We start from the raw sequence: 284 nt of genomic DNA, 5'->3' as shown, positions 1-284 counted from the left end.
ATCTTACACACAGTGTGCAATTGACTCAGCTGGTGCCCAGTGCAGCGCTACTAAACGACCGTGACAGTGATTATATTACTGAGGTAGCCAACACTACTGATACGCAACATATCCACTTGATTTATCAATTGTTGTTAGCGGGTAAGCGGGATCTACAGTGGGCCAGCTCTGCGCAAGTGGGCTTTGAGATGTTAATGCTACGCCTGCTCGCTTTTGAACCACAGTATGGCACTTCGACCACATCGACGGCTCAACAGCCGCCGCCTCGTGGTGATAATGAAGAA

The 284-nt window shown here is 49.3% G+C and carries 1 pseudogene; it reads left to right on the top strand.

Features of this window, described 5'->3' with window-relative positions:
- Positions 1 to 284: pseudogene (locus CWC14_RS18450) on the top strand (DNA polymerase III subunit gamma/tau); the annotation flags it as partial.

The sequence above is a fragment of the Pseudoalteromonas sp. S3260 genome (genome assembly GCF_005886925.1).
Classification (GTDB): domain Bacteria; phylum Pseudomonadota; class Gammaproteobacteria; order Enterobacterales; family Alteromonadaceae; genus Pseudoalteromonas; species Pseudoalteromonas tetraodonis.
This window is presented reverse-complemented; position numbering and strand designations above follow the sequence as displayed.